At 55.6% G+C, this 26,500-nt stretch carries 29 protein-coding genes, 1 tRNA gene and 2 pseudogenes; 13 read left to right on the top strand and 19 right to left on the bottom strand.

The window, feature by feature from the left end:
- From ACTG19_RS18695 to ACTG19_RS18710, 4 genes are read left to right on the top strand one after another with little or no spacing between them, the layout of a single operon-like run.
- A complete protein-coding gene (locus ACTG19_RS18695; protein WP_439989401.1) occupies positions 1–210 on the top strand; it encodes a hypothetical protein in 210 nt (69 codons plus the stop codon).
- On the top strand, positions 177–1,967 hold the full coding sequence (gene pglZ, locus ACTG19_RS18700) for a BREX-3 system phosphatase PglZ (RefSeq protein ID WP_439989402.1): 1,791 nt from the start codon (positions 177–179) through the stop codon (positions 1,965–1,967). Before ACTG19_RS18695 ends, pglZ begins: the two co-directional genes overlap by 34 nt.
- A gap of 3 nt (positions 1,968–1,970) precedes the next feature.
- On the top strand, positions 1,971–2,687 hold the full coding sequence (locus ACTG19_RS18705) for a hypothetical protein (protein ID WP_139730806.1): 717 nt from the start codon (positions 1,971–1,973) through the stop codon (positions 2,685–2,687).
- Positions 2,688–2,690: 3 nt separating this feature from the next.
- On the top strand, positions 2,691–3,398 hold the full coding sequence (locus ACTG19_RS18710) for a hypothetical protein (RefSeq protein WP_335815395.1): 708 nt from the start codon (positions 2,691–2,693) through the stop codon (positions 3,396–3,398).
- 69 nt (positions 3,399–3,467) lie between these two features.
- On the opposite strand, the gene ACTG19_RS18715 is transcribed toward ACTG19_RS18710, so the two are convergent.
- From ACTG19_RS18715 to ACTG19_RS18750, 8 genes are all read right to left on the bottom strand, one after another.
- A complete protein-coding gene (locus ACTG19_RS18715; RefSeq protein WP_339581709.1) occupies positions 3,468–3,773 on the bottom strand; it encodes a hypothetical protein in 306 nt (101 codons plus the stop codon).
- 68 nt (positions 3,774–3,841) lie between these two features.
- Positions 3,842–4,342 carry a RadC family protein gene (gene radC, locus ACTG19_RS18720; RefSeq protein ID WP_156852395.1) on the bottom strand — a complete coding sequence of 167 codons (501 nt, stop codon included), beginning with the start codon at positions 4,340–4,342 and terminating at the stop codon, positions 3,842–3,844.
- A 111-nt stretch (positions 4,343–4,453) separates the two neighbouring features.
- On the bottom strand, positions 4,454–4,711 hold the full coding sequence (locus ACTG19_RS18725) for a hypothetical protein (RefSeq protein ID WP_439989403.1): 258 nt from the start codon (positions 4,709–4,711) through the stop codon (positions 4,454–4,456).
- A complete protein-coding gene (locus ACTG19_RS18730; RefSeq protein ID WP_160882160.1) occupies positions 4,704–5,114 on the bottom strand; it encodes a hypothetical protein in 411 nt (136 codons plus the stop codon). The genes ACTG19_RS18725 and ACTG19_RS18730 overlap by 8 nt, the downstream gene beginning before the upstream one ends.
- 9 nt (positions 5,115–5,123) lie before the next feature.
- Entirely contained in the window at positions 5,124–5,549 is a 426-nt protein-coding gene (locus ACTG19_RS18735) for a DUF2787 domain-containing protein (protein WP_339581711.1), read from the bottom strand.
- 19 nt (positions 5,550–5,568) lie between these two features.
- The gene (locus ACTG19_RS18740) at positions 5,569–5,916 is read right to left on the bottom strand and encodes a YkvA family protein (protein ID WP_270659854.1); all 348 of its coding nucleotides are present in this window, start codon (positions 5,914–5,916) and stop codon (positions 5,569–5,571) included.
- 83 nt (positions 5,917–5,999) lie between these two features.
- Positions 6,000–6,449 carry a hypothetical protein gene (locus ACTG19_RS18745; protein WP_215805210.1) on the bottom strand — a complete coding sequence of 150 codons (450 nt, stop codon included), beginning with the start codon at positions 6,447–6,449 and terminating at the stop codon, positions 6,000–6,002.
- 48 nt (positions 6,450–6,497) lie between these two features.
- The gene (locus ACTG19_RS18750; protein WP_010634549.1) at positions 6,498–6,833 is read right to left on the bottom strand and encodes a hypothetical protein; all 336 of its coding nucleotides are present in this window, start codon (positions 6,831–6,833) and stop codon (positions 6,498–6,500) included.
- 206 nt (positions 6,834–7,039) lie between these two features.
- Here ACTG19_RS18750 and ACTG19_RS18755 point away from each other — a divergent pair, with 206 nt between their 5' ends.
- Positions 7,040–7,390: a helix-turn-helix domain-containing protein gene (locus ACTG19_RS18755; RefSeq protein ID WP_339581712.1), complete on the top strand. Its 351-nt coding sequence runs from the start codon at positions 7,040–7,042 to the stop codon at positions 7,388–7,390.
- A gap of 11 nt (positions 7,391–7,401) precedes the next feature.
- Here the strand turns inward: ACTG19_RS18755 and ACTG19_RS18760 are convergent, their stop codons facing one another.
- The 10 genes and pseudogenes from ACTG19_RS18760 to lolB all read right to left on the bottom strand — a co-directional run bounded on the left by ACTG19_RS18760 (position 7,402) and on the right by lolB (position 17,520).
- Entirely contained in the window at positions 7,402–8,382 is a 981-nt protein-coding gene (locus ACTG19_RS18760) for a recombination directionality factor (protein ID WP_270659848.1), read from the bottom strand.
- Positions 8,379–9,368: a YqaJ viral recombinase family nuclease gene (locus tag ACTG19_RS18765; RefSeq protein ID WP_339581713.1), complete on the bottom strand. Its 990-nt coding sequence runs from the start codon at positions 9,366–9,368 to the stop codon at positions 8,379–8,381. The genes ACTG19_RS18760 and ACTG19_RS18765 overlap by 4 nt, the downstream gene beginning before the upstream one ends.
- Positions 9,369–9,462: 94 nt before the next feature.
- Complete coding sequence (locus ACTG19_RS18770) at positions 9,463–10,413, bottom strand: DUF932 domain-containing protein (RefSeq protein WP_439989404.1); 951 nt, start codon at positions 10,411–10,413, stop codon at positions 9,463–9,465.
- A 333-nt stretch (positions 10,414–10,746) separates the two neighbouring features.
- Positions 10,747–11,838, bottom strand: coding sequence for a redox-regulated ATPase YchF (ychF, locus tag ACTG19_RS18775; RefSeq protein ID WP_139440410.1), 1,092 nt, complete (start codon positions 11,836–11,838; stop codon positions 10,747–10,749).
- A 116-nt stretch (positions 11,839–11,954) separates the two neighbouring features.
- Positions 11,955–12,551 (bottom strand): aminoacyl-tRNA hydrolase, encoded by a 597-nt coding sequence (gene pth, locus ACTG19_RS18780; protein WP_058059203.1) that lies wholly within the window; start codon positions 12,549–12,551, stop codon positions 11,955–11,957.
- A 218-nt stretch (positions 12,552–12,769) separates the two neighbouring features.
- The gene (locus tag ACTG19_RS18785) at positions 12,770–14,758 is read right to left on the bottom strand and encodes a bifunctional metallophosphatase/5'-nucleotidase (RefSeq protein WP_113739725.1); all 1,989 of its coding nucleotides are present in this window, start codon (positions 14,756–14,758) and stop codon (positions 12,770–12,772) included.
- Positions 14,759–14,874: 116 nt separating this feature from the next.
- Positions 14,875–15,822, bottom strand: a complete 948-nt coding sequence (locus tag ACTG19_RS18790) for a ribose-phosphate pyrophosphokinase (protein ID WP_005343846.1) — start codon at positions 15,820–15,822, stop codon at positions 14,875–14,877.
- Between the two features lie 195 nt (positions 15,823–16,017).
- Positions 16,018–16,092: transfer RNA gene (locus tag ACTG19_RS18795), tRNA-Gln, on the bottom strand.
- Positions 16,072–16,942: pseudogene (gene ispE / locus ACTG19_RS18800) on the bottom strand (4-(cytidine 5'-diphospho)-2-C-methyl-D-erythritol kinase). The gene ACTG19_RS18795 and the pseudogene ispE overlap by 21 nt, the downstream one beginning before the upstream one ends.
- Positions 16,942–17,520: a lipoprotein insertase outer membrane protein LolB gene (lolB, locus tag ACTG19_RS18805; RefSeq protein WP_005353907.1), complete on the bottom strand. Its 579-nt coding sequence runs from the start codon at positions 17,518–17,520 to the stop codon at positions 16,942–16,944. The pseudogene ispE and the gene lolB overlap by 1 nt, the downstream one beginning before the upstream one ends.
- A 126-nt stretch (positions 17,521–17,646) precedes the next feature.
- Between lolB and hemA the strand changes: the two genes are divergently transcribed.
- From hemA to ACTG19_RS18840, 7 genes and pseudogenes are all read left to right on the top strand, one after another.
- The gene (hemA, locus tag ACTG19_RS18810; RefSeq protein ID WP_113739726.1) at positions 17,647–18,906 is read left to right on the top strand and encodes a glutamyl-tRNA reductase; all 1,260 of its coding nucleotides are present in this window, start codon (positions 17,647–17,649) and stop codon (positions 18,904–18,906) included.
- Positions 18,907–18,957: 51 nt separating this feature from the next.
- The gene (gene prfA, locus ACTG19_RS18815) at positions 18,958–20,046 is read left to right on the top strand and encodes a peptide chain release factor 1 (RefSeq protein WP_439989405.1); all 1,089 of its coding nucleotides are present in this window, start codon (positions 18,958–18,960) and stop codon (positions 20,044–20,046) included.
- Between the two features lie 61 nt (positions 20,047–20,107).
- Entirely contained in the window at positions 20,108–20,959 is an 852-nt protein-coding gene (gene prmC, locus ACTG19_RS18820; protein WP_429221209.1) for a peptide chain release factor N(5)-glutamine methyltransferase, read from the top strand.
- Positions 20,960–21,015: 56 nt separating this feature from the next.
- Positions 21,016–21,399: a SirB2 family protein gene (locus ACTG19_RS18825; RefSeq protein WP_429221208.1), complete on the top strand. Its 384-nt coding sequence runs from the start codon at positions 21,016–21,018 to the stop codon at positions 21,397–21,399.
- A 12-nt stretch (positions 21,400–21,411) separates the two neighbouring features.
- Positions 21,412–22,212 (top strand): SirB1 family protein, encoded by an 801-nt coding sequence (locus ACTG19_RS18830; RefSeq protein WP_429221207.1) that lies wholly within the window; start codon positions 21,412–21,414, stop codon positions 22,210–22,212.
- Positions 22,213–22,422: 210 nt separating this feature from the next.
- On the top strand, positions 22,423–23,277 hold the full coding sequence (kdsA, locus tag ACTG19_RS18835; protein WP_005334937.1) for a 3-deoxy-8-phosphooctulonate synthase: 855 nt from the start codon (positions 22,423–22,425) through the stop codon (positions 23,275–23,277).
- A 301-nt stretch (positions 23,278–23,578) separates the two neighbouring features.
- Positions 23,579–24,858: pseudogene (locus ACTG19_RS18840) on the top strand (dicarboxylate/amino acid:cation symporter).
- A gap of 116 nt (positions 24,859–24,974) precedes the next feature.
- On the opposite strand, the gene grcA reads toward ACTG19_RS18840, so the two are convergent.
- A complete protein-coding gene (gene grcA / locus ACTG19_RS18845; RefSeq protein WP_005334936.1) occupies positions 24,975–25,355 on the bottom strand; it encodes an autonomous glycyl radical cofactor GrcA in 381 nt (126 codons plus the stop codon).
- A gap of 369 nt (positions 25,356–25,724) precedes the next feature.
- Between grcA and ACTG19_RS18850 the strand changes: the two genes are divergently transcribed.
- Positions 25,725–26,465: a substrate-binding periplasmic protein gene (locus tag ACTG19_RS18850; RefSeq protein ID WP_236360757.1), complete on the top strand. Its 741-nt coding sequence runs from the start codon at positions 25,725–25,727 to the stop codon at positions 26,463–26,465.
- Positions 26,466–26,500 lie beyond the last annotated feature (35 nt).

Raw genomic sequence — 26,500 nt, forward strand, 5'->3', positions numbered from 1 at the left:
ATGACTTGGCAGGATGATGTTATTCAAAAAGTAAACTTGGATGGTTCGTTTGTTTACATCGTTAACGATCCTGATGGACTGCTCTTTGAGCCTAAAATATCCTCTGCCTTGCAAAAAAAAGATGCAATTTTATTTGATGACAAGGATCCTCTCGCACTTCGACTAACGTATGAAGCATGGAGAAAACGGACGAAAAAAACTCCCTCTTAATCCGTCTGGGTCAAGAGGGAGAGCTATTTATCCCTTGTGACATTCAGGTCGAATCAAGTGAAATTAACTTTCACTTATCTGAGTTTTTTCAAGACATTGATTTATCGGCCATCAGATTGCTCCCGGCGTCGTTACTCCAGTCGGCAATGGATGCACTGAAATTATATACGCCTGGCAAACTAAATCTGCAGTCCAGCCTCGACTTCTTACTTCGTCATATTTATCGCATAGCCCCTGAGACGATCCAAACTAATACAGACCTTGTTAGGCTGTTAATCAGAAAACACTATGTTGGTATTGAGATGCCAACGCAGATTGAAGAGCGCCTCATTCGTCTACTCAGTCTTTCGCCGAAATTTAAATATTGGGACTTTAATGCATTAATTCCAAACAAGAGTGCATTTTTTGATTTCTTGCAGCAACAATGGGAAATGTATCTGCATAGTGAGTTACCTAATGCTATTGCAAGTACTGCGTGGCCAAGCGAGAAACTTGTAGTACCATTTGCAGATAGTGATATTCGTGTTTTTATCGACAACTTGTTTGCCGAGGGCATTATCAAACCGGTGAAAACAGACGGCCTGCCCGCAGGACATTGGGCCTGGTTTGGTATAGCCAAAGAGCCTGAGATAACCGAGCGAGAACGGATAAGCCTTTTATTGAAAAATGCCAAGGCTTACTTTGAAAAATGTGAATTAGAAAGTATTAATACTGAATTTTGGTTTGAACAATCCCACTCGCTTGGGATTATGAATGCATTGTTTTATGAAAACAAAAAACAACCTCCTGTTGCTGCTCTTTTCGAAGAAATAAAGAAATTAAACACCACTGCAGATTTTCTATTTCAAAAATGGCTACGTTTAAATTTTATAAAGTTACAAACTACTCCCACGGTTCGCTATCCTGCAATGTTGCATAAAGTCCCTGATTGGCTATCACGGCGCGTGGATAGTGGCAAAAAAATATGTTTATTGGTTTTAGATGGCATGGGAGCTCGACAGTGGCCATTATTGCGTAATCACTTGCAGTTGTGTGCCAATATATCTTTGGAAGAACATGCCTGTTTCTCTTGGGTTCCAACGATTACATCAATATCACGACAGGCCTTATTCTCTGGCAAGAAACCTTTTGCCTTTGCAGAGTCTTTACTGACTACCAGCAAAGAGGAGCAGCTATGGCTGGATTATTGGCAGGGTAAAGGTTTCGCCAAACGAGAAATAAATTATGCCAAAAAAATTGAGTCGTTATCAAATGACGCATGGCAAGAGTTGATAACTCCACCAAGCGTTAAAGTAGCCGGGTTCGTCATAAATTTTATTGATGAGCAAATGCACGGTATAAAAAATGGAATGTCTGCTTTGAATATGGTCGTAGATGGCTGGCTAACCGACTGGAATTTCAAAGAGAAAATTGCAGAATTATTAGACAAAGGCTTTGAAATTATCATTACTTCAGATCATGGCAGCCAGGAAGCGACGGGAATCGGATATATCAATGAGGGAGTGAAAGCTGATACCAGAGGCGAACGAGTACGGATCTACCACGATCCTGCATTACGTGACAGTACTGCTCAAGCCTGCCATGGATCTGTGATAGCATGGCCTGGTCCTGAACTAGGGCTTCCCAAAGCGACCTACCCACTACTCGCCAATGCTGATTGTGCTTTTAAAGGCAAAGGTGATGTCGTTGTGGGGCACGGGGGGATCAGTCTCCACGAGGTTATCGTTCCATTAATAATAGTTAATAGAAAACAATAAGTTATGGTTAAAACTCCCGGTTTCTGTCGCCATGTTGAAAAAGAGTGGCTTGAACAATCTCTTCGTTGGGTAGCAAACGGGGCTGAATATGCACAACTTAATGATAATCTTGATAACTTTTTAAGCGCGTATATTGTTTCCAAAGAAAACCGCCGTAAAGCGCGGAATTTGCTCACCTCGGTGTGGAGTCAGCCAGTAGACCATTACACAAAGAATTTTTTTGATAAAGGTATTGTATTACATAAAGAGGCTGAATCATTTTCCTTACCTATTCATTGGGGCATGTTAATTGCGAGAAAGCCGTTCTTTGCCGAAGTCGCTCGCTTTATCGGCCGACAATCAAGGCTGAATAATACTTTTACTTATGCCCAAGCGCTTCGGCGTATGAGTATGCTTTATGGTGAAACTGAAGCCACCAGCAGAGCATTAAGTGCCGTATTAAGAACCATAATGGAATTAGGCATATTAAAGCGAAATATGAGTCCGGCCTCTTACTCCATTGTTAGTCAACGAGTCAGCATAAATAGTCATCTAGCAAATTGGCTGCTTGATGCTTTGCTCATTTCATCAAGCAAAGAGAGTATTGCTCTTGATGATGCCTTGAATGATCAGGCTCTCTTTCCCTTCCATCTTGATATTAACCTATCCAATCTTGATATGTCGGCATTTGAATGTCTGCAACAAGGAAACTCAATTGTAATTTTTAAAAAGGAATATTGAGTTATGAAACCAGCTATTGGATTTAATCGGCATTTAGAGATGGACTGGCTAGTTCAAACCGCATCTTGGTCAGCAAATGGGGTTCACGGCCAAGCATTAAAAAATAAAATTGATGTATTACTTGCGCCCAGCTTTGATAGCAAAGTTGCCCAAGATAAGACTAGAAACCTGCTCTTTGGAATTTGGGATTCAGAATCAAATTCCGTACCCAAAGCATTTCATGCCGATGCTTGTAGACTGCTTATTGAATACAGTGAGGTAAATATTGCGATTCATTGGGGAATGATGCTGGTTAAGTATCCATTTTTTTATAATGTTACGGCACAAATTGGAAAAATGGCTAAGCATGAAGGCTTATTTATCTACAAGCAGCTGGAGCAGCGTATAACCGAAGTCTATGGCGATACATCAACTATTAAGCGTTGTATTCAATTTGTTGTTAGGACATTGATCAATTTGGAGTTATTGTCTAATCCCAAGCAAGGTGTATATCAGTTACGAAAGCCCATTTCAATCGCTCATGATGATGTAAAGTCTTGGTTGGCGGAAGTGTCTGTGAGAGCAGAAGGAAACTCAAGTAAAAGTCTTTCTGCTATTAGTAATGACCCGGCTTGGTTTCCTTTTTATATTAACTTCAATGAGAATCGCTTAACATCAAATTTTCGCCTAGATGTCCATCATCAGGCTAATGATGCGATTATTTTCATATAAGTGAAACGATTAATAGCAACATCTATTTAAAGTGGGCTATAAATTAACGCCGGATATTCCGGCGTTAATTTATAGCCAATGAGCGGGAAGCGTGATATCAAAAGACTTCGCTGCATAGCGTAGCATACTCAAAATTTCGCTGTGCCGGGCTTGATCAATAACATGCCCAGATTTGCGCTGCTCCAACATCGTCTGTAGCTCCGGCAAATTGAACATGCCAAGACGATGGAAGTTGCCCCAGGTAGGCTCGCCAAATAGGTTATAGACCACCACGGTGCTATCTCGTTCACTGGCTAGGCGTTTTTCACCAAGGAGTTTGGTCAGCGCTTCTTCGGCTTCATCTTTGTCATCGTAGGTGTTTAAGAGTTTCATCATCGGATTTTTTGGAGAAAATTAAAGTGCAGAGTCTAGCAAAAATGGTGATTGAACCACAGCGGGAGTGCTCAACCCAAGTACCCTCTCTCGGCTAGCGATACAATCCCCTCTGTGGCAACCACCAGATGATCCAGGAGCCGGATATCGACCAGCTCTAGCGCGGTCTGCAATCGGTGGGTTATTTCGATATCTGCCCGGCTGGGTTCTGGGTATCCCGACGGGTGGTTATGCACCAGCATCAGGGCAGCAGCATTAAGCGCCAACGCACGTTTCACTACTTCCCGTGGGTAGACGGAGGCACTGCTTAGCGTACCGCGAAACAGCTCCTCATATGCCAAGATCCGATGCTGGTTATCCAAGAACAGCATGGCAAATACTTCGTGCTCTCTGCTCTGCAACAGGGTTTGTAGTGCATGCTGTGCCAAGTGTTTGTCGGTAATAGCTTCTCCCTTGGCCAGTTTCTGACGGGCGATCTGGTTGGCGATAGTCAACAGCTCCTCTTCGTTAATCAACTCAGTGACGAGATAGGTGCCGGGGATCTCCCCGGCGATCAGTTTGTGATGCAGCATGATGGTACTCCATACGCCATCGCCCCACCGCGTCAGACGCAGCAGGGTTGGCGAGGTGGTTGGTTAATGGGTTACTGAATGGAATGTGAGCGCTGACTTGGCTGGAAGTGTTCAGGCCACCAGTGTGTGCTGGGTGTAGTCGTGTAGCGGAACGTGGTAACTGGTGGAGAGCAAGTTACCTACCCGTGTCAGCCAGCAGTGATCCGGGTGGTCGCACAGCCATTGCGCCAGTCTGTCACCCCGTTCGTTTTCATAGCGCAGGTAGAGGGCATAACCGTCTACCTGTGCGCCTCGGTCATGCACCACTTCAATTTGGCCATGGCACTCACGATAAGCCTCCAGCTCAATAGCAAGCACAGCACTAATCATCTTCTGCCTCCTGGTTGGGGATAGGGTCACTCGCCACGGCATAGCCGCGATGGATGCAGATGCGCTGCAGGTCAGCCAAGAAGCTGGCCAGCACGCGGGGTTGCTCGGTGAGTGGCACGGGGCCTGCTTGACTGCGCCAGAAACAGCGACGTTTGGGGTCAATGCAGATCTCATCCACCGTTTGGCTCATTGTGTGCCAGTCCTCGGCATTGCTGAGGGAGAGCAATTGCCACTGCGCCCCAGACCAGCGCACTTGCAGGGTGACTGTGCGGATGTGTGGACTATCCGGGGTCAGATGTAGCAACCAGCGCTGACCACTGCAGGTGGGGGTTAGCTTGGCGCTGGTCGCTACGTGTCCCAACCACTGACGTGAGTAGTGGGAGAGCGCTAATTCTTGGCTCATGGTGTCCTCCTAATCTCCTGTGACGGTGACGCTGAAGCATTCCAACCGGTAGTAGGCAATGAAGTTGCTTTGCCAGATGTTGAACAATTCCCGCGCTTCGGCCAGCCGCAGAGGCCCCCAGCCCAGCATGGTGTGTTCCCCATCGAGGAAGTTGAAATCGAGCTCCTTGCTGAGCTCGGCATCCGAGCCCAGCCCCTGATAACTGAAATCGGTGACGTAATCGAACAGCCAGCCATCGAGCCCACGGATCAGGCGGATCTCGACTGGGTGCACGCCGCCTTGCTCGGCACTGTAGCCGGGGTTACGAAAGTTGAAAGTCAGTTGGGTTAAGCGCTCAAGATTGAGCTCGGTTTTAGCAACTTCTTGGTTAAGCTGAACCAGCAATGCTTGTGCAACGGGCAGGGCAAAGCCGTCCCGGAAAAAGGGAATGGTCATGGTGTACTCCTTGTGGGGGTTAATCTTGGCCGAACAGCTCGCGCATTTTTCTGGCCACACGGGCACGGATCTGTTCATCAATAAAGGCGACAATGCTGGCGAGAGCTGCACTCAGTACCGCGATGTCATCGGCGAGTCCCATCGGCAACACATCCGGGATCGCATCAATGGGCGATATAAAGTAGGCCAGTGCACTGTAGATCAGCAGTTTGGCCCAAAGCGGCAGATCATCCTTCTGGCTGGTGTAGTAGAGCAACAGGCTGGTCTCGATAAAGGGCCGACCGGCACGTTTGGCAAAGGCCCAGAGTTTGTGCCAAAAGCCTGTGTGATCGAACGGCTCGCATTCAGGGGGAATGCAGGGGGGCATAGTGCGTCTCCTTCACGGGTGGGTGAATTGCAGAAATAAAAAGAGGAGGCAAATGCCTCCTCTTGGATGGGAATGAGTGTGACCTATTGGTCCCACATCAAGCAGTCAAACTCGGGGGTATTGGTAGCGGGCAGTACAGAGGCTACCTCTTGGGTCGGCAGTGCCAGCTGCTTGCCGTCAGCCGTCAAAATGCGGATCGACTTGGCCTTGCGCAGCTTGCCCCACATGTCGAAGAAGTTGTTCTCACCGACACGGGACTCGGTCTCATAGGGCGCATCGTATTGGCTGCCATCGACGATGATGGTGAAAGCCTGCCCAGCATAAGAGCCGTACTCCTTGCCCTGTACCGTGGCCGTCATGCTGACTTTGCGGGTGTCATTACAGGCGATATAGAGATGGTTCTGCTCGTTGACCACCGCCGTGTATTCGCTGGTACCCTGACCCCAGCCACTGCTCCAGCGCCCGGCCTCACCATAGGCCAGGGCGTTGCCGCACAGCAGCAGTGCTGTTGAGGTAATGAAGAGTTTGTTCATCCCTGTGACTCCTGAAGGCTCAAGGATTTAGATGAGCCATTAGAATGGTTATTTTTGGTAAAGCACGCTGAGGGAGTTATCCACCAAGTGCTTGACGATTTCATAGTCTGGATTGTAAGTGGCGAGATTATGTGCCGCGATGGTGACGGCTGATGCGATCCCGGCCAGACCGGTAATACCGCCAAAGATGCTGGCTCCTGCAGCGGCGATCCGGCCCTTGGTATAGACCCGACATTTCAACCCGGCAGGTTCGATGGTGTTTTCAAGTTTTGTGACAGCGGCGCTCATTCGCCCCGACAGCCCCACGACTTCGAAAGATTTTCGTGCACGGATCAGTGAGGCCAGCTTGTCAGTATCCAGGTCTTCATAAGTCAGTCTTTCCATGTTTTGTTTCCTTGGTTGTGTAGTGAAAGCGTCTTATGGAGCCCACCTGTTGCGAGTTGGTCACGATGATTTATTGGCCGAGGGCCTCACATCTCTGTCAAATCTGCAAAATTGCTGTTGAGTGGACTCATTGAATCGTTAGTTTATCTTTTGAGTCCTTATCGTCAATGGGTCCATGGTCAACCATGACGTTGACTGGAGGACCCATGACAGATATCAACCTTGAGCTGTTAGCCAAGAGAGTCGGCAAGGCGATTAGCCACAAGCGCACCCAAGCCGGATTCACGCAAGAGCTGGTGGCGGAACACCTCAGTATCGGGATGGAAGCCGTCTCACGAATGGAGCGGGGGATCGTGGTGCCAACCGTGGTGCGGCTGGCGGAGCTCGCTCAACTGTTTGGTTGTGAGCTGGCGGATTTTCTGCGTGAGACCAGTAACCGGCCCACCGAGCAGGGCATTGTGCTGAGCCAGCAACTGGCCCGGCTTGATGCTGCTGACCGGACCCTGTTGCTGGAAACGGTAGAACGGTTGGTGGAGCGGTTGGCGCGTCCCCGCTGAGCATCCACCATTCACTGGGGAGGGAGCGGGTTCCCTTTCCCCAATTTATTGGTGAGCGGGCTCCTTCTTGGTTGCGGCTTCGGTGGCGTTCTGGTTGCTTGGCTTTGAGGGGCGTTAAGGGAGGTAGTCGCCTCCGTACCAGCGTGACTATTCGCCGTCTCGTCGCTGCAGGCTTCGGGATAGAACTCCTCCAGCAGCATCGGCACCTCTTCATCGATATCCTCAAACTGGCCGTTACGCAGCAAATCACGAGCAGCCTGCTCCATCTGGTCGATGGCAAGGCCAGCCTCTTGGTCACGCTGGGCGGCCTCCTGTGCCTGTCTGACTGCCTCGGTCAGGTTGGTCTCTTCCCGCAAGGTCAAATCCACGTAGTAGACCGGTGTGCGGTAGGATTGCGCCGTGCTCTTGGCCCGCAACCGTAGGGTGAGCGGCAGATAGCGGGTATGGCCCCCGCTCAAAGCCTCCAGGTACTTCAGCCGAGCAGCCAGAGTGCGCACCGAGTTGTAGCCGGTGGTGCGGAAGATAAAGCTACCCAACTCATCCCCTTGCCCCTCCACAAACAGGTTCAGTCGTCCGTACAGCTTGCAACCCTGTTGGCCTGCAAAGGCGCAGCGCTCAGGTCCAGGGCAGCTGACCTCCTCCATGCCTTGTGCCCCCACACGTCTTGCCACCTCCCCATTCCCGACACAGAGCGGCCTGCCGGTTTGCCGGTCAAACGCGCTGTATTCCGCCCGTAGATTCAAGTCGCTATCGTTGAACAGCACCCGCACCGGAATGGCGCGGATCTTGGTTTGTTCCTGCCCTTGGCCACTCTTTTGCGATGAGTAGTGTTGATGCAGGGGATGGAGTAACCATCCCCCTTTTTGTTGTACCTGGGTGGTGAGGGTGAAGCTGTCGTCCTTCTCCGGTACCCATTTATCCTGTTTTTGCACCAGCTTGCCGATGCAGATCCGCCCGATCACGGGCGGGGTGATCGCCAGTCCTTTGATCATGGTGTTTGCCTCAAGGGTTGAATGGTGAAACGGCGCACGCCGGGCACCGGTTTGACGTAATGGGTGAGCAGGTCGGGATGATCCTGACCGAGCTTATCCAGATCCGGTGCTAGCCGGTCTTTACTGCGCTTCCAGGTGATCTTGCCGTCGGCAAACAACCCGGCTGTCGCTTCACCCAAAGTGGCTTGCAGCCGCTGCTTGAGTTGTGACTCTTGTTGCTCGACAGCTTCCTTTTGCTGACGTAAGCGCAGTAGCTCCCCAAACAGCTGGTTGAACTCGGGAGAATCCGAGAGATCCAGCGTCTGACCATCATCGCGGGGAAAGAGCCAACTCAGGGCATTGGCGGCATCGCGGGAGCCATCAGGCTCGGGCTGCTGGTCTTGTTGTACCATCTGCCAGAACTGCGCTTCCCGCTCGGTGAGATCCTGGATCTTCTCCTCATCGCGCTCGATGCGATAAATCCGAAAATCCTGGCCGCCGATCAGCACTGCCACTTCGGCCCAGGCATGGCCGGTGACGGCCAGTTGATGGAGTACCTGACACTGGTAAGCCACCGGCACCCCTTCCTCCCACTGGGGGGCGCTGTGATAGCTGGCGGTCTTGATCTCCAGAATGCCCGGCCCATCGGGATGGCCGACCACCTCCCGGTCGAGGTTGGCGAGCATGAAAGGATGCTCGGGGTGTTGCAGTACCGCATTGACCCGTCGCACCTTGTAGCCAGTGCGTTTGGCATAGACCTGCGCCAACACCGGCTCCAGCTCAATGCCCCACAGCACCGCTTCCTTGTGGGAGATATCTTCCGACTCCTTGCGACCGGTTTTTTCCAGCCACAGGCTGAGCGGGCATTTGTAGGGAGATAGCCCCACAGCCACGGCAGCATCGGAGGAGCCAATGCCGAGTTTGCGGATAGCAAGCCACTGCTCGCGGGTTAATTGGGTAGTGGAGGCCAGCCGCAGGGCTTGGCCATATTTGGCTTTTGCTTTCATGACGACTCCTTGTTGACGGCATAAATGGCTACGCCCGGATTGGCTTGCACCAGTCCGGGTGAGGTCGTTATGCGGTTTGAATGGGGAAACGGAATTACTGCAGCAGGGTGAGAGCTTGATTCAAGGCTTGGGATTTGAGTTGGGCGCCCTGACCAAACCAGGCGGAATCGAGCCGGTGATCCTGGCTGCGAGCACGGCGGTGGTGATCCACGTATTCGGTGACCGCATTGACCAGCCCCCAGGCGGTATTGCGGGAACTGGCAAGTTCTGAGCCCATGCCTGCGCCCTGATAGAGCTCATGCAGCCGTTGTACCGGCTTGGTGAGGATGATGTTCTCCTCATCCAGCGGTTGCGCCAACAGGTCGCTGAAAAAGCGCAGTGCCTCTTCGGGGGTGACTGGCCGCTGTGCCAGCGCCTTGGTCTGTGTCTTGAATTCATCCCAATGAGAGAGCCCGAGCCCAAGCGACTCTTTGACGGCAGCTGCATCGAACTGAGTAGAGTGGGGCACCTTGATGGCGCCGGTAGCGCCGCGCAGTGCCATCTGCAGGGTGTTGTTGCATACCACCCGCAGCGAGGTGAACTGCGCCGTGGTGCAGAGCGTGCCGTCGCAGCTAGTCGCCAGCAGCAGATAGGATTTTACCAAGTCATTGCCCTTGAGTTTTAGATCCTGACCGGTTTTGGCCAGTGCCCACAGCTTGCGGCCGCCTTTAAGCGAGCCTGCAGTCTCCAGCTCAAAGCCACCAGCTTGCACCAAGTCTTGATAGAAGTGCAGCACCTCGTGAGGCTGTACCACGTTGTAGCGGCTTGAGACCACCGACAGAGGGGTGAGGGTATCGGAGCGATAAAGTACCTTGCTGTCGCTGTAGGGGCGGATATGTAGTGCATCGGAGGCGACGTTAAACATTACGTCACTCTGCTCGATGGTCCAATCCATCCCGGCTGCCTTCAGCCAGATATCGAGAGATTGTTGCGGGGGCAAGACATTGCCAAGGCCATGCCAAGGGGTTTGGCCGGTGTAGGCCATGGTGTCGATCATGTGAGCCATATCTCCTCCAGGAATAGTGAAATGCAGACATTCAGCCTGCTAACTCATGGGGGTGATATAGGTTTGAAAGTTTATTGAATAGGATTCATTTCGATAGTGTTTCGTATTTGGTATGAAGTGCGTTCTTTTGGGTTCGGAGTATGGAAGAAATTGATAAGGCATTTGGAGGGGGAGCATAGGGATGGAGAAAGGCCCATCTGACAACAGATGGGCCTTTTTATGAGAGCAATGATTTAACCTAGCACTGCGCAGTGTGTACGCAAATGTGTACTCGGTTCATTTATTGCTGCGCCAATAATACACAAGCATTTGATTTGTAAGAAAAAAAATTAATTACACGTTGAATAGGAAGTTCATGATATCGCCATCTTTGACGATGTAATCTTTCCCTTCAGCGCGCATCTTGCCCGCTTCCTTGGCGCCTTGCTCACCCTTGTAGTTGATAAAGTCTTCAAAGGCGATGGTTTGGGCGCGAATAAAGCCTTTTTCAAAGTCAGTGTGGATCTTGCCAGCCGCTTGCGGGGCAGTGGCACCGACCGGAATAGTCCAGGCGCGTACCTCTTTCACACCGGCGGTGAAGTAGGTCTGCAGGTTGAGCAGCTGGTAGCCGGAGCGGATAACGCGGTTCAGGCCCGGCTCTTCGATGCCCAGGTCTGCCATGAACTCGGCGCGATCTTCATCGTCCAGTTCGGCGATGTCGGCTTCGATGGCGCAGCAGACCACGACCACGACCGCGTTCTCGGCGGCGGCGATTTCACGCACCTTGTCCAGATAGGGATTGTTCTCGAAGCCATCTTCCGCCACGTTGGCGATATACATGGTGGGTTTCAGGGTCAGGAAGTTGAGGTAGCTCACGGCGGCCAGCTCTTCTTTATCCAGCTTCATGCCGCGGATCATCTGGCCGTTTTCCAGCGCGACCTTGATCTTCTCCAGGGTTTCCACTTCCAGCTTGGCATCCTTGTCGCCGCCTTTGGCACGCTTGGACTGACGGTGAATGGCGCGCTCGCAGGCGTCCAGATCCGACAGGGCCAGCTCGGTGTTGATCACTTCGATATCGTCAGCCGGGGAGACCTTGCCCGCAACGTGAATGATGTTCTCGTCGTCGAAGCAGCGCACAACGTGGCCGATCGCTTCGGTTTCACGGATGTTGGCCAGGAATTGGTTACCCAGACCTTCACCCTTGGAGGCACCGGCAACCAGACCGGCGATGTCCACAAATTCCATGGTGGTCGGCACAACGCGCTGCGGATTGATGATGGCAGCCAGCTGATCGAGGCGGGGGTCCGGCATCGGCACCACACCTGTGTTCGGCTCGATGGTGCAGAACGGGAAGTTGGCGGCTTCGATACCGGCCTTGGTCAGCGCGTTGAACAGGGTGGATTTGCCTACATTGGGCAGGCCCACGATACCGCATTTAAAACCCATGGATTGTTACCTTACTTGATGGATGCTGTTGGGGGTCGCCCGCAGGCGGCCCATGTCATGCTTGTTCTGGTCGTTGCTCATGTACCGGCACAATGCCCGTACAGGGTCAAACCGACCTAACCCTTTTCTGCCTTGAAGCTGTGCAAGCGATTCATGGCCTTGGTCATATCTTGTTTGAACAGGATGTCGGTGGCGCGCAGAGACTCGTCCAGCGCGGCGTCGATCAGGTTCTGTTCACTGCTGGGAGCCTTGGTCAGGACGAAGCCAGCCACCTGCTCTTTGCTGCCGGGATGGCCGATCCCGAGACGCAGCCGGAAGAAGTTATTGTTGTTGCCCATCTTGGCGATGATGTCCTTGAGGCCGTTATGGCCACCGTGACCACCACCCTGCTTGAACTTGGCGATGCCCGGCGGCAGATCCAGTTCATCATGGGCCACCAGAATCGCTTCCGGCTCAATCTGATAAAAACGCGCCAGTGCGGCCACAGCCTTGCCAGAGAGGTTCATATAGGTGTTCGGGATGAGCAGCCGCACATCCTGCCCCTCGACCAGGATGCGGGCAGTATGGCCGAAGAACTTGGGTTCTTCACGCAGGCTGACATTGTGCCAGCGGGCCAGTTGCTCCACATACCAGGCGCCCGCATTGTGGCGGGTCTTGGCATATTCCGGGCCGGGGTTGCCCAGTCCGACGATCAGTTTGATTTCGCTTGTCACGCTTGATGTCTTCACTCGCAGCTGCCGTGGGCACACTACCCAGGGCAATAGGACGCAATATTCTAGCCGCCGAGTGGCGATCACTCAACCAATGCGCATGTTATGGCGGGATTTGAAGCATTATTGCGGCCAATGGGTGGCTAACTGTGGGCAAACGGGCCTCTTGCAAGAGGCCCGTTTCAGTTTACCGATGGATTGTGCCCGGTTGACTACCGTCGTTATTTGGTACGCAGCAGTGTGACGGTCTCTTCATCCAGTGCGGTCAGGGTGGGACGGGCATCGCGCACATACTCCACGAAAGACGCTGCATCGGTGCCGCAATCCACGCCGCTGGCTTTGCAATCGAGGGCCTGGCCCGGGGCATAGACGGCGCTCAGCAGTTCACCGTTTTGTGCCACCTTCAGCACCGGGAAGGCGGTCAGCTTGCCGTTGATGCTGGCGATGTCGACCCGTTCGCTCCGGTGGCGCTGGGCATTGGCCAGCGCCTGCCAGCCATCGTTGCCGTTGGCGCTGTAGGCGTTCATCACCACTCGATAGCGCTGACTATCCACCAGATCTTGCCACTCGCCGCTTGCGGTCTTGCGCTGCAATTGGGTCAGGGTGCCCGCTTTGCCTGCGTCGGTCTCCTGGAAGGTGTAACGCAGGTGGCCGCCATAGGGGAACTTGCCGGCATGGGCGCTGGCGGGCAGGGTGGCGGTGATGGTCTCGGTCAAAAGAGCGCGTACCTCGGCGCCAGTCAGGGTCAGCACCGAGAGCTGGTTCTTGAACGGCAGCAGGGTGAGGGCACTATCCCCCTCACGCCATTCGCCAGCAGGCAGGTCGGCGCGCACGCCCCCAACCGCCACCAGAGAAAAATCGACCGGGCCACCGGTCAGAGCTTGCACTGCTGGGGTATTGGCCCAGTAGAACTCCCCTTCGGCAACCAGCGGCGCTACATCTGAGCCGTGGCTGTCGCTGCAGTTGTCACCGGGACGACGGGCATTTTGCAGCTGCTCGGGGATGGTGCCGATCACCGGGCCGTAGGCTTGCTCCAGTGCCGGTTTGTAGTGGCTGTCGATGATGCCGCGCAGGCGCGGATCTTCATCCACGGTCACCAGATTGGGCTGGTTGTCGACAAACTGGCTTGCCTCTTTGCTACGGGCGTCGTCGAGCGCCTGCTTGCGCGCCGCATCGGCGAAGAAGTCGCGGCTGGCCAGCAGGCTGTTGTGGCCCTGGCAGTCGGTCACCTGACCCTGGCTGTCAAAGGTCACCTGTGCCAGACCGATGGCCTGGGCGTAGGAGCCCGCCTGCACCACGCAGGTTTTGCCGATGCCATCCGGATTGGTCACCAGCTTGGCGTAATCGCCGGTCTTGCCCCAGCCGATATTGCGAAAATCGCCGAGCAGGCTGTGGGAGTGGCCGCCGACGATGGCATCGAGGCCGTTTACCTTGGCCGCCAGTGCCAGATCCCGCTCGTTGCCGATGTGGGTCAGCGCCACGATCTGGTGGATCCCCTTGGCTTGCAGCATGTCGACCGTGGCCTGAGCCGAGGCGACCTCCTTGCCAAAGCGCAGCTTGCCGACGTTGGGGGCGATATTGCCCATGTCTTCCAGCACCAGACCGATGACAGCGACCAGTTGCTTGCCTTGCGGCAGGTTGTCGAGATCGGTGACCGGACTCTTCTGGTTGCCGTCAAAGGCATAGACCACGAAGGGCTTGAGGTTGTCAGCCTTGCTGAGGGCCGGATCGGCCTTGGTGTCGAGGTTTGCGGCCAGCACCGGGAAGTTGACCCCCTCGATGAAGCGGGCCAGCTTCTGGTTATCCAGATCGAACTCGTGGTTGCCCAGCGCCATGGCATCGAGGCCGAACTGGTTGAGCAACTCGGCGTTGGCCATCCCCTCGTTGAGTTTGAAGTAGCCGCTGCCTTGCCAGGCATCGCCGCCGTGCAGCAGCAGCAAGGGCTGGTTCTTGGCCAGCGCATCGGCCTGATAGGCTTTCGCCATGGTCAGCAGGCGTGGATAACCGCCGAAGCGGGTATAGAGGGTGTCCGTCTCCCCCTGCGGGGCAAAGATCTGCCCTTTGATCTCGGCATTGACCGGATCAAACTGGGAGTGGGTGTCGTTCATGTGCGCCAGGGTCAGCACAAAGGGCGGGTTCTCTTTGACGGGCTGACAGGCGAACAGGGCGGAGGTGAGGGTCGCGAGCAGGAGGGGACGCAAGCAATTCATGGGTAAATCCTTAAGCCTGCCGGGGGCAGGGTCGTACCAGATAGCAGAAAGTTGGAAAGAGAAGGTCCAGAAAGACGAAAACCGCCTGATGGCGGTTTTCGTTATTGCTGAATCTATCAATGCTCAAACATGGCAGAGATGGACTCTTCGTTGCTGATGCGACGAATGGCTTCGGCCAGTACAGTTGACAGAGTCAGCTGCTTGACCTTGCCTACCGCTTTCATCTCCGCAGTGAGCGGGATGGAGTCGGTGATGATCAGTTCATCGATCACGGAGTTCTTGATGTTCTCGACGGCGGAACCGGAGAAGACCGGGTGAGTGGCGTAAGCGAATACACGCTTGGCACCGCGCTCTTTCAGGGCCTCTGCGGCTTTGCACAGGGTGCCGCCGGTGTCGATCATGTCATCAACGATGATGCAGTCGCGGCCGGCAACGTCACCGATCAGGTGCATGACCTGGGAGACGTTCGGGCGGGGACGGCGCTTGTCGATGATGGCGATGTCGGTGTCATCCAGCAGCTTGGCGATGGCGCGGGCACGCACGACGCCACCGATGTCCGGGGAGACAACGACAGGAGACTCGAGGTTCTTGGACTTCATGTCTTCCAGCAGCACCGGGCTACCGAACACGTTGTCTACCGGAACGTCGAAGAAACCTTGAATTTGCTCGGCATGCAGGTCAACGGTCAGCACGCGATCCACACCGACGCTGGAGAGGAAGTCAGCGACAACCTTGGCGGTGATGGGTACACGGGCGGAGCGGACTCGGCGGTCCTGACGGGCATAACCAAAGTAGGGGATAACGGCAGTGATACGGCCAGCTGAAGCACGACGCAGAGCATCCACCATGACGATCAATTCCATCAAATTGTCGTTGGTCGGGGCACAGGTGGATTGAATGATGAAGATATCGCCACCACGTACATTCTCATTGATCTGTACGCTGATCTCGCCGTCGCTAAAGCGACCTACGGCAGCATTGCCGAGTTTGATAAACAGGCGATCTGCGATCTTCTGGGCTAGTTCCGGCGTTGCGTTACCAGCAAACAGCTTCATGTCAGGCACGGTTTGAAACCTCGGGGTTGCATCCAGTATGTGGGGGAGTCTGAAATCAGACCCTATCGTTTTGGGGCAAACGATTTATCAAGATAACGTACAAGGTGTCTGCTGCCCAATGAATGTGATGATACCGGTAACCCGAATCCGTGGCCGAGTGCAAAACCGGCCACGTTAATCATCATCAATACCGTTCGGTAAAATTGGCTGGGGTACTAGGATTCGAACCTAGGAATGGCGAGATCAAAACCCGCTGCCTTACCGCTTGGCGATACCCCAATCATTTGAACTGTTGCAATGTGGAGAAGAGAGGTGATATGTTCTCGCCCTTGGCGACAAACCCATCAAGTCCCTTCGGCACGCAGGCCAACACTTCCCGAGCAGTCACTTCGTCTTCAAATTGAGCAAAGACGCAGGCTCCTGTGCCCGTCATTCTTGACGGCGCGTATTCTAGCAACCAGCCGAGCGCATTGGCAACCTCGGGGTGGCGCTTTTTCACCAGTGATTCGCAATCGTTTTTCCACTCGCCTTCCAGCAGGTTGTCCAGCGACATTTTCGGCGTGGCTCTCGGCAGCTCCGGATCCTGGAATACGGCCGCGGTCGCCACATGGCAATCGGGCTTGAGCACCAGATACCAGGCATCGGGCAGTTCGACCGGTTGCAGCCGCTCACCCACTCCTTCGGCAAAGGCCGCCTTGCCACGGACAAACACCGGCACATCGGCCCCCAGCTGGACGCCAAGCGCTGCCAGTTCATCTTCACTCAAACCCGCTTGCCAGAGGTGGTTAAGCGCTACCAGCGTGGTCGCTGCATCGGACGAACCGCCGCCAATGCCGCCGCCCATGGGCAGCACCTTCTCCAGCCGGATATGGGCACCTTGCGGGCTCGGCAGGGTTGTTTGCAGCAGCCGTGCCGCCCGAATAATCAGATTCTGCTCATCCGGCACCCCGGGAATGGCCGGGCTCAGGGTGAGTGTGTCGCTATTCGGTATCACCTCGAACTCGAGCCAGTCGCTGTGGTTGAGGAAGATAAACAGGGTCTGCAGCTCGTGATAGCCATCGGGACGACGGCCATTGACGTGTAGAAACAGGTTGAGTTTGGCCGGTGCCGGCCAGCGTGTGGAAGCCATTAACGTGCAAGAGTCCATTGGTTGATCTGAAGCTTGAGGCGGCTGTTCTGGCCGGTCATGGTCAGCTGGTGCGGCAGGCGGTAGCCATCCTGATCCCGATAATCGCCATAGACGATCTGCCACTGGCCGTCGCGCACGCTGGCCAGACTGCTGTCGGGGTTGAGTTCAAACTCCGCCTGACCCGGCAGCCCCTTGATCCACTCTGGCAACCCAGCAACCGGAATATTCCAGCCGGTCAGTTGATAGATGAGTGCTTCGGCATCCTGGCTCTGGTGGCGATTGCCGTCGCTGTCGAGCAGGGTGATCTCCCCCTTGCTGCGGGAGAGCTCCAGAATGCTGGTGCCAATCAGGCTGGTGAGGTTGAGGCGATAATCCTCCCCATCTTGCTGCCAGTTGAGACGGGCGCTGCCCTTTTGCTGTGGCGTGATGATGGCCATCTTGCCGGATAGCTGCCAGTGGGTCAGCTGCTCGAGACGGGTCCGCTCCTGGTTCCAGTTCACCTGGTCACGCTGGGGCTGGGTGGTGGCACAACCGGCCAGCAACAGCAGGCAGGTGAGGGTAAAAATACGTAGCAGCAAGAGACGGCTCCAGAGAGAGGAATTTGCCACAGTATACGGGGCGGCCGTATTGCTTTTAAAGACTTACCCTTTCTCGTACAATTGGCAGCCTTTGCACCCAGCGTATGAAATGATCGTCGCCCACTCATGAGTTTGCTTGCCCTCGGAATCAACCACAACACCGCCAGTGTCGCCTTGCGGGAACGGGTCGCCTTTGGCCCGGACTGCATCGATCGCGCCTTGCGTGAGCTGGTGAGCCAACCCGGTGTCAGCGAGGCGGTGATCGTCTCTACCTGCAACCGGACCGAACTCTATTGCAATCTGGAGGAGCAGCGGCAGGAGCAAGTGCTTCGCTGGTTGCAGCAGTTCCACGGGCTGGACGCGGCCGAACTGGTCACCGCCATCTATCAGCATCACGATGAAGAGGCGGTGCGCCACCTGATGCGGGTGGCGTGCGGGCTCGACTCGCTGGTGTTGGGGGAGCCGCAGATCCTGGGGCAGATCAAGCAATCCTATGCCCACGCCCAGCAGGCGGAGTCGTTGAAGGGGGCGCTGGAGCGGTTGTTCCAGAAATCCTTCTCGGTGGCGAAAAGAGTGCGCACAGATACCGAGATTGGCGCCAGTGCCGTGTCGGTGGCCTTTGCCGCCGTCAGCCTGGGTCGGCGGATCTTCTCCGATCTCTCCCAGACCAAGGTATTGCTGGTCGGGGCGGGGGAGACCATCGAACTGGTGGCCCGTCATCTGCGCGAGCAGAACGTCACCAAGATGATGGTGGCCAACCGCACCCTGCAGCGCGCCCAGACTCTGGCAGCCGAATTCGGCGCCCAGGTGATGACGCTCGAAGAGATCCCCGACTATCTGCACGAGGCGGATATTGTCATCAGCTCGACCGCCAGCCCACTGCCCATCATCGGCAAGGGGATGGTGGAGCGCGCGCTGAAGGCCCGCCGCTTCAAACCCATGTTTCTGGTGGATATTGCCGTGCCGCGCGACATCGAAGCCGAAGTCGATGAGCTCTCCGATGCCTATCTCTACACGGTGGATGATTTGCAGGGGATCATCGAGCAGAACCTCGAAACCCGTAAACGGGCTGCCGCCCAGGCGGAAGTGATCGTGCAGGAGGAGCGCGACGAGTTTATGGGCTGGTATCGCGGCCAGAGCTCGGTCGACCTCATTCGCGATTACCGCCATCAGTCCCAGCAAGTGGCTGATGAAGAGTTGCAACGGGCCCTGCTGGCATTGGCGCAGGGCGAGAGTGCCGAACAGGCGCTCAAGGCGATGGCCCATCGCCTCACCAACAAATTGATCCACGCGCCGACCCAGGCGTTGCGCCAGGCTGCCTCCCAGGGGGATCAGAGCGAGCTCTCCCGCTTGCGGCAGGCGCTGGGGTTGTCACAAGAGCCATAATTTTCGGGCAACCTGCCGGTTGTCCCGTCCTCCATTGAGAATGCAAGAGTTATGAATCCGTCACTGATCAGAAAGCTGGAAGGCCTCATCGAGCGCCACGAAGAAGTACAGGCCATGCTCGGCGAGCCGGATGTGGTCTCGGATCAGGATCGCTACCGCGCCCTGACCCGCGAATATGCCCAGCTGGAAGATATCGTTCACGCCTTTCAGCGTTACCGTCAGGCTCAGGATGATCTGGAGACCACCCAGATGATGCTGGAGGAGGAGGATGCCGACCTGCGCGAGATGGCGCAGGAGGAGCTGCCGCTCGCCAAGGCCAATCTGGAGGCGCTGGAGCAGGAGCTGCAACTGATGTTGCTGCCCAAGGATCCCAAGGATGACAACAACTGCTATCTGGAGATCCGTGCCGGTGCCGGTGGCGACGAAGCGGCCATCTTTGCCGGTGACCTGTTCCGTATGTATTCACGGTTTGCCGAGCGTCAGGGCTGGCGCGTCTCCATCGTCAGCTGCAACGACGGTGAATACGGTGGCTACAAGGAGGTGATCGCCAAGATCGACGGCGAGCGCGTCTATGGCCGCCTCAAGTTTGAATCCGGTGGTCACCGGGTACAGCGGGTGCCGGAGACCGAATCTCAGGGCCGCGTGCACACCTCCGCCTGTACCGTCGCCGTGCTGCCGGAAGTGCCGGAAGCCGAGCAGATCGAGATCAACCCTTCCGACTTGAAGATCGACACCTTCCGCGCCTCCGGTGCCGGTGGTCAGCACGTCAACAAGACCGACTCGGCCATCCGCATCACCCACCTGCCGACCGGTCTGGTGGTGGAGTGTCAGGACGAGCGCTCCCAGCACAAGAACCGCGCCAAGGCGATGTCGGTGCTCTCCGCCCGCCTGCAAGCGGCCGAGGATGAGCGTCACCGCGCCGCCGAGCAGAGCACCCGCCGCAATCTGGTGGGCTCCGGCGATCGCTCCGAGCGCATCCGTACCTACAACTACCCGCAGGGCCGCCTCTCCGAGCACCGCATCAACCTGACCCTCTATCGCCTCTCCGAAATTTTGGAAGGGGATCTGGGCTGCGTTATCACTCCGCTGGTGCAGGAGTATCAGGCCGATCAGCTCGCCTCGCTGGCCGAGAACAACTGATGCAAATGGTGATCTGGCAAGCTCGCATTAAGTGTTCTGCCCATAAGGTGGAGTGGCACTGATGCAGATCCAGCAGGCCCGCGCCCATATCATGACTGTGTTGGCTGAGGGGGAGTCCCCCCGCGCCGATGCCGATGTACTGCTCTGTCATCTGCTCGGGTGTCGTCGCAGCTATCTGATGACCTGGCCCGAGCGTGAGCTGGATGCCGCCCAGCAGGCCACCCTGCAGGGGTGGCTGGCTCGTCGTCTCAACGGCGAACCCATCGCCCATCTGGTGGGCGAGCGGGAGTTCTGGTCGCTGCCCCTCAAGGTAAGTCCGGCGACCCTGATCCCGCGCCCCGATACCGAGGTGCTGGTCGAGCAGGCGTTGACCAAAATCCCGCAGGGGCCGTGCGCCGTGCTGGATCTGGGCACCGGCACCGGCGCCATCGCGCTGGCGCTCAAGTCCGAGCGGCCCGAAATCGATGTGTGGGCGGTGGATCGGATGGCGGATGCTGCGGCGCTGGCCCGCGAGAACAGCGCCGCGCTGGGATTGCCCATCGAGGTGCGCGACGGCAGCTGGTTCGAGCCCCTTGGCGAGCCGGATCGCGACAATACGCCATGTTTTGCGGTGATTGTCTCCAATCCCCCCTATATTGATGGCGCCGATCCCCATCTCGAGCAGGGTGACGTGCGCTTTGAACCCCGCTCGGCGCTGGTTGCCGATGACGCCGGGCTGGCCGATATCCGCCACATCGTGGCCCATGCTCCCGCTTATCTGCTGCTTGACGGCTGGTTGCTGCTGGAGCATGGCTGGGATCAAGGGGAGGCGGTGCGTCAGTTGCTGCGTGATGGCGGCTACCGCGAGGTAGCCACGGTGCGCGATTACGGGGATAACGACAGGGTGACGCTGGGCCTCTGCCCGCTGCGCTGACAGCCCCTTACTGTTACACGGCGGGTTGCCTGTGCGCCCCCATGCAAGGATTGAATATGGTTTTTGTGCTCAAACACCTGCACCTCACCCTGATTGCCGGGGCCGTGCTGATGTTTATGCTCCGCTTCTACTGGGTACAGACCGCTACTGACCGTGCCTACAGCGCGCCGGTGATGAAGGTCAGCGGCTGGCTCAACGGTCTGGTGGTGCTCTCCGGCGTATTGCTCTGCATGGTGCTGGATCTCAACCCGTTCAATAACGGAACGCCCTGGCTCAGCGAGAAGCTGATGGCCATTCTGGTGCTGGTATTTCTGGCGGCGATGGCGCTGCGGTTGGCCAAAAGCAATCTGGTGCGCTGGTGCTCCTTTCTGGGGGCGCTCGGCTGGATCTACTTTATTGCCAAGTTGGCAGTGCTCAAACAGACGAGTGTGTTCGGCTAAGGCATGAAGAGAATGTTACACATAGACGAATGGACCGATTTCGAAGCCCACGACATCACCGAGCTGGCGTTGTCAGTCAGTGACGAAATTTATGGCTCGGTCGAGGAGGGGATCCGCGAGTTGAACCTGCTGGACGAGTGGCTGGATGAGCAGATCGAAGAGGGCACCTGCGACGAGGTGCGCCAGCAGTTGCTGCAAGGCTTCTACCACAGCCTCGGTTTTCATGGCGACTGGCAGGATTATTTCTCTGCCAACAACTGCGATCTCAATCAGGTGCTGGTTCAGCGCAAAGGGATCCCGGTCAGCCTCGGCATTCTCATCATCCAGCTGGGGCGCAAGCTTGGGCTCGATGTGGAGGGGATCTGCTTCCCCGGCCACTTCCTGGTGAGCTTTGCCGGTGGCGAGGGGGAGGTCTATGTCGACCCCTTTACCGGCGACGAGCTGAGCCTGGCCCGCATCGAGCTGCTGCTGCGCGGTGCGTTGGGGGACTTGGCGACCCTGACCCCCGACTACCTGCAGCCCTCCGGCCAGTGGGAGATCATCGAACGGCTGCTCAACGTCAGCAAGGGGGCCCTGCTGCGGGAAGATCGTATGCCCGAGGCGCTGCGTTGCAGCGAGCTGTTGCTGCGGATGAAGCCCGGCGATCCGCTGGAGACGCGGGATCGCGGCTTTATCTACGAGCAGCTCGACTGCCCGCATCAGGCCGCCGACGATTTTGAATATTTTATTGAACAATGCCCGGACGATCCGGTGGCCGATGTGCTGAAAGTGCAGCTGGCCGCGCTGGATCTGAGCCCCAAGCCCCTCCATTAAGAGCGGCTTGAAACTGAAACAGAAGAATATCAAGGCCGCTGCGTCCGGTCGCAACGGATTAACTAGGGAAGGTGCGAATAAGTCACCAAGTACAAAAATACGCCTTTGTAAGCATTTGAATTAAATCGACTAAAATTTTCAGTTTTGTTGTGGAGGGTACTTGTTCTCACCCTCCCTAGGCTTCAGGCCCTTTTATTAAGGATGTCTTAGATGGAACAGAAGAATATCAAGATCAACCAGATCGACGTTGCCAACGACAAACCGTTCGTGCTGTTTGGCGGCATGAACGTGCTGGAATCCCGCGACATGGCGATGGCGGTGTGCGAGAAGTACGTGGAAGTGACCAGCAAGCTGGGCATCCCGTTTGTCTTCAAGGCGAGCTGGGACAAGGCCAACCGCTCCTCCATCCACTCCTACCGCGGTCCGGGTCTGGAAGAGGGGATGAAGATTTTCCAGGAGCTGAAAGCGACCTTCGGCATGCCGGTCATCTCCGATCTGCATGAACCCCATCAGGCCAAGCCGGTCGCCGAGGTGGTTGACGTTATCCAGCTGCCCGCGTTCCTGGCACGCCAGACCGATCTGGTGGAAGCCATGGCCCGCACCGGCAACGTTATCAACATCAAGAAGCCACAGTTCCTCAGCCCAAGTCAGATGAAGAACATCACCGACAAGTTCGAGGAGTGCGGCAACGATCAGCTGATCCTCTGCGAGCGCGGTGCCAATTTCGGCTACGACAACCTGGTGGTGGACATGCTGGGTCTGGGGGTGATGAAGAAGAGCACCGGTGGCTATCCGGTGATCTTTGACGTGACCCACTCCCTGCAGTGCCGTGATCCGCTGGGTGCCGCCTCCGGTGGCCGTCGCGAGCAGGTGACCGAGCTGGCGCGCGCCGGCATGGCGGTCGGTCTGGCCGGTCTCTTTATCGAATCCCACCCGGATCCGAAAATTGCCCGCTGCGATGGCCCGAGCGCCCTGCCGCTGGAGAAGCTGGAAGGCTTCCTCAAACAGATGAAGGCCATCGATGACCTGATCAAGGGCTTCGAACCCCTCGATACCTCGGCCTGATCCCGACGCTGTCATGCCTGATGAAAATGCCCCGCAATGCGGGGTATTTTTATATCTGCCATATTTAGTTGAAGACTCAAATTAATCTACGAGCAAACAATTGTCGGTTGCCGTGGTGTTAATGGTGTTAATTTTGTTGTGTGATTAATGTCTCTTAATTGTTTTTCATTACATGTAAAGTGGTCACCGTAGTAATGCAGAAACAGCATGGATCGGGTGAGGTACGCAGATATCTCGTCCGGCTATCTGCATGTTTATTGCTGCCATAACAATGTGCAATTAAATTAACAGGACGTTAATAATGCGAAAGAAACTATTTAGCAGCCTCTATTTTCAAGTATTGCTCGCGATTACCCTCGGGGTATTTCTGGGGCATGTCTATCCGGAACTGGGCGCCGATATGAAGCCCCTCGGTGATGGCTTCGTCAAATTGATCAAGATGATCATCGCCCCCGTTATTTTCTGTACCGTGGTTACCGGCATTGCCGGGATGGAGAGCATGAAGGCGGTCGGCAAGACCGGCGCCATTGCTCTGCTCTACTTCGAGGTGGTCAGCACCATCGCCTTGATCATCGGGCTGTGTGTGGTCAACCTGCTGCAACCGGGGGCCGGTATGAACGTCGATCCGGCTGCGCTGGATGCCAGCGCCATCTCCGCCTATGCGGAGCAGGCCAAGTCCCAGGGCATTATCGCCTTTTTGCTGGATATTATTCCGGGCAGTGTGATCGGTGCCTTTGCCAGCGGGAATATCTTGCAGGTGTTACTGTTTGCGGTGCTGTTCGGCTTCTCCCTGCATCATATCGGTGAAAAGGGACAACCCTTTTTGGCGTCATCGACAGTTTCTCCAAAGTCATATTTGGCATTATCAATATGATAATGAGACTGGCGCCGGTCGGTGCATTCGGGGCAATGGCATTTACCATCGGCAAATATGGAGTAGGTTCACTGGTACAGCTGGGCCAGCTTATTGCCTGCTTCTATCTCACCTGCCTCTTCTTTATCTTCATTGTGCTGGGCAGCATCGCTAAAGCCTCAGGCTTCAGCATCCTGCGTTTCATCTCCTACATTCGCGAGGAGCTGCTGATCGTGCTGGGGACCTCCTCTTCCGAGTCGGTACTGCCGCGGATGCTGGACAAGATGGAGAAGCTGGGTTGCCAGAAATCGGTGGTGGGGCTGGTCATTCCGACCGGGTACTCCTTTAACCTGGATGGCACCTCCATCTATCTGACCATGGCGGCGATTTTTATCGCCCAGGCTACCAATACGCCGCTGGATCTGTTCCAACAGATCACCCTGCTGGTGGTACTGCTGATCTCCTCGAAAGGGGCGGCGGGGGTGACTGGTAGTGGCTTTATCGTGCTGGCAGCGACCATTTCGGCGGTGGGCCATCTGCCACTGGCTGGTTTGGCGCTGATCCTGGGGATCGACCGCTTTATGTCCGAAGCGCGGGCGTTGACCAACCTGATCGGTAACGGGGTTGCCACCGTGGTGGTCGCCAAATACTGCAAGCAGCTGGACGAGAAGAAATTGGATGCAGTGCTCGGCGGCAAGGTCGGGCAACTGGAAGCGGACAGGGCGTAAGCGCTGTTTCCCCCGCACGGCCGCGTTGGCTGGTGCGGGGGCAATAAAAAAACGGCCGATTGGCCGTTTTTTTGTGCCGATACAGCGAGTATCAGCTCTTCACTGCAGGGCGCTGATTACAGGCTCTGGGTGAAAGTACGGGTAACCACGTCACGCTGCTGTTCCGGGGTCAGGGCGTTGAAACGCACTGCGTAGCCAGATACACGGATGGTCAGCTGCGGGTACTTCTCCGGGTTTTCGATAGCATCTTCCAGAGTTTCGCGACGCAGCACGTTGACGTTCAGGTGCTGGCCACCTTCAACAGCAGGCTCAGCCTGAACCGGCAGTTCGCGGTATTCGAACTGACCCAGGTCAGCCAGTTGCACTTCTTGATCGGCAGCGAAAGCATCGCCTTTGACGCAGATGCAGCGAGCTTGTTGCTTCTCTTCATCCAGCAGCCAGAAAGAGTTCAGCAGAGCGGTGTTGGCGGCCTGGGTGATTTGAATGCCTTTGATCATGGTATGACTCCTCAATGGGAACGCGAATCCAACTGTAAGGAAATTACCCTGATGTATTTAAGCTACCGTCGATGGCGATGACTTAAAGGGCCCTTGCCTTACACCTTTTCTTTGATGGGGTCATATATACCACGGTGGTAATATTACCAAAATTGATCTAGATCAAGAAAATCCGACAAAGCGCCATTTCAATGGGATTAAATTCTTGAGTTGAATCAAAAATAGGTCATTTTTCTGATTTTGTAAGATATCCAAATTATGCATCTTTTATCTCGCTAATCTAGTAATTTAACTACATGTTTTCGGCTTTTTTCTGAGGTTAATTGAGGGGTTGGCTACACTCAGCAAAAAAAGCGAGGAGAGTGCCGGGTGAATAATGGGTGGCGAAAGTGGGCATGGCTGGCCCTGTTCTGTTGCTGGGCAAGCAGTGTTGCGGTACGGGCCGAGACGGTGCGTATTGCCGTGGGCGAGTGGCCGCCCTATATCAGTGAGTCGTTGCCCAATCAGGGCTTTCTCTGTGAGGTGGTGCGCCAGGCCTTTGCCGAAGAGGGGCTCGATGTCAGCTTTCACTTCTATTCCTGGGCCGAGGCTTACCGACTGACTCTGGAGGGGCGCTATGTGGTCACCATGCCCTGGTTTCGCTCCCGTGAGCGGGAGCAGCTTTTCTATCTCTCCGCCTCGCTCGGCCATTTCACCACTCGCCTGATGACGCTGACCGGTACGCCCGCGGTCAATCTGGGTGAGCTGAAACACGAGCCGGTCGGGGTGACCCGTGGCTACTTCTATGGCGATGGTTTTGCCGCTCGCCAAGCCGGGCTCACCCTCGAGTGGTCAGATTCCGATGAGGAGAGCATGGGCAAGCTGCTCGACGGGCGGATCCACTATCTGGTGATGGATGAGCAGGTGGCACAGACTCTGTTCCAGCAGGCACTCGTTCGTCATCCCCAATCGCTGTCACTGACCGGTGCCGCCGACCCCATCTGGTCGCAACCGGGATACTTGCTGATGCGCAAGGCCGATCCCGAGGCGCGCCGTCTGATGCTGCTGTTCAATAGCGGGCTGCGCAAGCTGGAGCGCTCGGGGCGCCTCGCCAGGCTCTGGAAAGCGTGAGCCACGGTTGCGTCTTGCGGGCTGGCCCCCTATCC

Origin of the sequence: Aeromonas sp. 3P, from assembly GCF_051919745.1 — a bacterium.
Classification (GTDB): Bacteria; Pseudomonadota; Gammaproteobacteria; order Enterobacterales; family Aeromonadaceae; genus Aeromonas; species Aeromonas veronii.

Bases quoted from the DNA above. Each gene is read 5' to 3' on its own strand.
- ychF (WP_139440410.1), bottom strand. From the start codon at position 11,838: ATGGGTTTTAAATGCGGTATCGTGGGCCTGCCCAATGTAGGCAAATCC.
- ACTG19_RS18705 (WP_139730806.1), top strand. From the start codon at position 1,971: ATGGTTAAAACTCCCGGTTTCTGTCGCCATGTTGAAAAAGAGTGGCTT.
- ACTG19_RS18760 (WP_270659848.1), bottom strand. From the start codon at position 8,382: ATGATCAAAGGACTGGCGATCACCCCGCCCGTGATCGGGCGGATCTGC.
- ACTG19_RS18770 (WP_439989404.1), bottom strand. From the start codon at position 10,413: ATGGCTCACATGATCGACACCATGGCCTACACCGGCCAAACCCCTTGG.
- ACTG19_RS18825 (WP_429221208.1), top strand. From the start codon at position 21,016: ATGGTTTTTGTGCTCAAACACCTGCACCTCACCCTGATTGCCGGGGCC.
- ACTG19_RS18755 (WP_339581712.1), top strand. From the start codon at position 7,040: ATGACAGATATCAACCTTGAGCTGTTAGCCAAGAGAGTCGGCAAGGCG.
- prfA (WP_439989405.1), top strand. From the start codon at position 18,958: ATGAATCCGTCACTGATCAGAAAGCTGGAAGGCCTCATCGAGCGCCAC.
- kdsA (WP_005334937.1), top strand. From the start codon at position 22,423: ATGGAACAGAAGAATATCAAGATCAACCAGATCGACGTTGCCAACGAC.
- ACTG19_RS18710 (WP_335815395.1), top strand. From the start codon at position 2,691: ATGAAACCAGCTATTGGATTTAATCGGCATTTAGAGATGGACTGGCTA.
- hemA (WP_113739726.1), top strand. From the start codon at position 17,647: ATGAGTTTGCTTGCCCTCGGAATCAACCACAACACCGCCAGTGTCGCC.
- ACTG19_RS18745 (WP_215805210.1), bottom strand. From the start codon at position 6,449: ATGAACAAACTCTTCATTACCTCAACAGCACTGCTGCTGTGCGGCAAC.
- ACTG19_RS18750 (WP_010634549.1), bottom strand. From the start codon at position 6,833: ATGGAAAGACTGACTTATGAAGACCTGGATACTGACAAGCTGGCCTCA.
- ACTG19_RS18730 (WP_160882160.1), bottom strand. From the start codon at position 5,114: ATGAGCCAAGAATTAGCGCTCTCCCACTACTCACGTCAGTGGTTGGGA.
- grcA (WP_005334936.1), bottom strand. From the start codon at position 25,355: ATGATCAAAGGCATTCAAATCACCCAGGCCGCCAACACCGCTCTGCTG.
- radC (WP_156852395.1), bottom strand. From the start codon at position 4,342: ATGCTGCATCACAAACTGATCGCCGGGGAGATCCCCGGCACCTATCTC.
- ACTG19_RS18785 (WP_113739725.1), bottom strand. From the start codon at position 14,758: ATGAATTGCTTGCGTCCCCTCCTGCTCGCGACCCTCACCTCCGCCCTG.
- ACTG19_RS18725 (WP_439989403.1), bottom strand. From the start codon at position 4,711: ATGATTAGTGCTGTGCTTGCTATTGAGCTGGAGGCTTATCGTGAGTGC.
- ACTG19_RS18830 (WP_429221207.1), top strand. From the start codon at position 21,412: ATGTTACACATAGACGAATGGACCGATTTCGAAGCCCACGACATCACC.
- ACTG19_RS18715 (WP_339581709.1), bottom strand. From the start codon at position 3,773: ATGATGAAACTCTTAAACACCTACGATGACAAAGATGAAGCCGAAGAA.
- ACTG19_RS18735 (WP_339581711.1), bottom strand. From the start codon at position 5,549: ATGACCATTCCCTTTTTCCGGGACGGCTTTGCCCTGCCCGTTGCACAA.
- ACTG19_RS18695 (WP_439989401.1), top strand. From the start codon at position 1: ATGACTTGGCAGGATGATGTTATTCAAAAAGTAAACTTGGATGGTTCG.
- prmC (WP_429221209.1), top strand. From the start codon at position 20,108: ATGCAGATCCAGCAGGCCCGCGCCCATATCATGACTGTGTTGGCTGAG.
- pglZ (WP_439989402.1), top strand. From the start codon at position 177: ATGGAGAAAACGGACGAAAAAAACTCCCTCTTAATCCGTCTGGGTCAA.
- ACTG19_RS18765 (WP_339581713.1), bottom strand. From the start codon at position 9,368: ATGAAAGCAAAAGCCAAATATGGCCAAGCCCTGCGGCTGGCCTCCACT.
- ACTG19_RS18740 (WP_270659854.1), bottom strand. From the start codon at position 5,916: ATGCCCCCCTGCATTCCCCCTGAATGCGAGCCGTTCGATCACACAGGC.